Source organism: Sphingosinicella sp., assembly GCF_052387495.1.
Classification (GTDB): Bacteria; Pseudomonadota; Alphaproteobacteria; order Sphingomonadales; family Sphingomonadaceae; genus Allosphingosinicella.
Map to the genome: position 1 here is coordinate 1 of NZ_JBQTJC010000199.1, position 2,908 is coordinate 2,908.

General features: G+C 68.9%; 3 protein-coding genes. 1 reads left to right on the forward strand and 2 read right to left on the reverse strand.

Features of this window, described 5'->3' with window-relative positions:
• Window positions 1-771: 771 nt before the first annotated feature.
• Both ACT4N8_RS11110 and ACT4N8_RS11115 read right to left on the reverse strand, forming a co-directional pair.
• Window positions 772-1,530: an SDR family NAD(P)-dependent oxidoreductase gene (locus ACT4N8_RS11110; RefSeq protein WP_444858188.1), complete on the reverse strand. Its 759-nt coding sequence runs from the start codon at window positions 1,528-1,530 to the stop codon at window positions 772-774.
• Window positions 1,531-1,692: 162 nt separating this feature from the next.
• A complete protein-coding gene (locus ACT4N8_RS11115; protein WP_444858189.1) occupies window positions 1,693-2,160 on the reverse strand; it encodes a peptidylprolyl isomerase in 468 nt (155 codons plus the stop codon).
• 236 nt (window positions 2,161-2,396) lie between these two features.
• Between ACT4N8_RS11115 and ACT4N8_RS11120 the strand changes: the two genes are divergently transcribed.
• Window positions 2,397-2,908 (forward strand): magnesium transporter MgtE N-terminal domain-containing protein (locus ACT4N8_RS11120; protein WP_444858190.1); only part of this gene is annotated, 512 nt, incomplete at its 3' end.

Below are 2,908 nucleotides of genomic sequence, written 5' to 3' on the forward strand. Positions count from 1 at the left end.
GGCGCCCACCCCCCCGCCCCCCGCCCGTGGGCGGTGGGGGCGGGGCCCGCCGGCCGCGGGGCCCCGGCTTTCGGGGCGCCGCGCGAGACGCCCTTCGATGTGGCGCAGGCCGGACGGAAGTTTCAGAGTTTCGGCTTCCATGGGCGGAAAAAAGGACCTCCCGCGCGGAAGAGCATTTTCCCGGGCCGACAGGGCCAGCATTTTCCGGCGGTGGGCGACCCACGGCGCGGAAGCTGACGAGCTTGACCGCTTCACCTGGGCCATCGTGTCGCCTTTGTCAGCTTCCGACAGCGCGCCAGCGCCGGAATCCGGCCTTCCGGCCGGCCTGGACCCCGGCCACCGCCGGGGAACGAGAGAAGGCCGACACCGCAACCGCCCGCGAATGGTCCCAATGTTCGCAGTCGCCATGGGTGGCGCCGGTACCCTCCGGAACGCGGCGGCGGGAGCGACTGGCATGAGTGGCGCGACTGACACGACTGGCACGAATGTCACATGGTTCGAGGGGGGTCATACCGCCCCGAAAACCGGCGCGGGCGGGCGGCGGCCTCCGAAGATGGGGAGGCGCAGCCCGGCAAAAGCGCGGGCGCGGGGGCGGCGGGAGAGGCGGTCGCGGCCGCCAGCGAATCGGGGTGCCGGTCCATCCGGCAGTTTAGAACATAAAGGGTACGCTGTAGGAAAGTTTTTTGTTATATTTTTGCGGAAGCAACTGAGGAGGGAGGGGTGCTAGAATGTGCCACCCCGTCCGTAAGCAATCTGGGCGCTAAATCGCCTTCACACCTTAATCCGCCCCACCAGCCTTCGCATCGTCGCCCTCGGCAGGAAGCGGCTGGCCTGACTCGTCAGCTTGTTGGGCAGACCCGGGACGACCACCGCCTTGTTCCTGTCCAGCCCCGCGAGCCCGGCGCGGACGACGGGGGCGGCGGGGACCTTGATGCGCTCGAGCGCGGGGCTTTTCGAGCCCGAGACCTGGCTGAACTCGCTCTCGGTCGGGCCCGGGCAGAGGCAGGAGATTTTGATGCCGCTGCCCTTCATTTCGTGGTGCAGCGCCTCGCTGAAGCTCAGCACGAAGGCCTTGCTGGCATAATAGACCGCCATGTTCGGCCCCGGCTGGAAGGCCGCGGTCGAGGCGACGTTGAGGATCGCGCCGGCCCCGCGCTCCCGCATCGGCGGAAGGACGAGGCGGCAGAGCTCGACCAGCGCGCGGACGTTCAGCTCGATCATCTCGCTCTGGCGGGCGAGGGGGAGCGCGGCGAACTTGCCGGCGAGGCCGAAGCCGGCATTGTTGATCAGGGTGGCGACGCTGAGCCCTTCCGCCTCGACGGCGTTGACCAAGCTGGCGGCGGCGTCCGGCTGCGCGAGGTCGAGGGGGAAGACGTGAGCCTTGGTGGGGAGTGTCTTCGCCAGCGCGTCGAGCCGCTCCTTGCGGCGGGCGACGAGGACCAGCTCCTCGCCGCGCGCGGCGCATTGCGCGGCGAACTCGACGCCGAGGCCGGCGGAGGCGCCGGTGATCAGGGTGATCGGGTGGGGCATGGCTGACTCCTCTGAAAAAGAGGGACTGTCCCTATTTATTCCCACCTTATCCTCCCCACGATTTCGTGGGGAGGGGGACCGCACGAAGTGCGGTGGAGGGGCCCCTCCACCATGCTGCGCATGGTCCCCCTCCCCGAGAAATCTCGGGGAGGATTTGGGCGGTCAGTCCCTGACCGTTGCCTTGACGATCTTGCCGGGGGCGCGGGGGGGCTCGCCTTTGGGGAGGGCGTCGATATGCTCCATGCCTTCGACGACCTCGCCCCACACGGTGTACTGGCCGTCGAGGAAGCCGCAATCGTCGAGGCAGATGAAGAACTGGCTGTTGGCGCTGTTGGGATCGTTGGTGCGCGCCATCGAGGCGGTGCCGCGGACGTGGGGCTCGCGGCTGAACTCGGCCTTGAGATCCGGCTTGTCCGAGCCGCCGCCGCCGGTGCCCGAAGGATCGCCGCCCTGCGCCATGAAGCCGGCGATGACACGGTGGAAGACGACGCCGTCGTAAAAGCCTTCCTCGGCCAGCTCGCGGATGCGCGCGACGTGGCCGGGGGCGAGATCGGGGCGCAATTTGATGACGACGTCGCCGCCGCCGTCGCCGGTGTCGAGGGTGAAGACCAGGTTGCTCTCGTCGGCCATTTTTCCGCTTCTCCTGATTGCATTGACCCGTTCGGACTGAGCTTGTCGAAGTCCTTCCCTCTCTTGTGCAGCAAGGGGGAAGGAATGTCCTTCGACAGGCTCAGGACGAACGGAATGGGGATCGAAGGCCGTGCTTAATGCGCTGAAGCGCGCCGCGCCACCCGCCTTCTCGACAGGGCAAGCGCTCCGGCCTAGGAAGCCCCCCGGGTCCATAACCTTCGGCAGGGGAAAGCGAGATGAGCGAGAGCGACCTCGAAACCCCGGACGAGGCGGCCGCGGCTGCGGCGGCGCCCGACACCCGGCTCGACGCGGACGACCGGCTGAAGCCCGAATTCGTCCGCGCGGTGATCGAGCGGGTCGACGCCGGCGACGCCGAGGGCGCGCGGGCGCTGGTCGAGCCGCTCCACCCGGCCGACGTCGCCGACCTGTTCGAGCTGGTCGATCATGACGACCGCCGCGCGCTCGCCGCCGCGCTCGCCGACCTGCTCGACGGCGACGTGCTCGCCGAGATGAACGAGCATGTCCGCGAGGAGCTGATCGACTCGCTCGAGCCTCACGAAGTGGCCGAGATCGCCGGCGAGCTCGAGACGGACGACGCGGTCGCGATCATCGAGGACATGGAGGAGGAGGAGCAGCGCGCCGTGCTGCGCGCGCTCGACCCCGACGACCGCGCCGCGATCGAGGAAGCTCTGTCCTACCCGGAGGAATCGGCCGGACGGCTGATGCGGCGCGACGCCGTCGCCGTGCC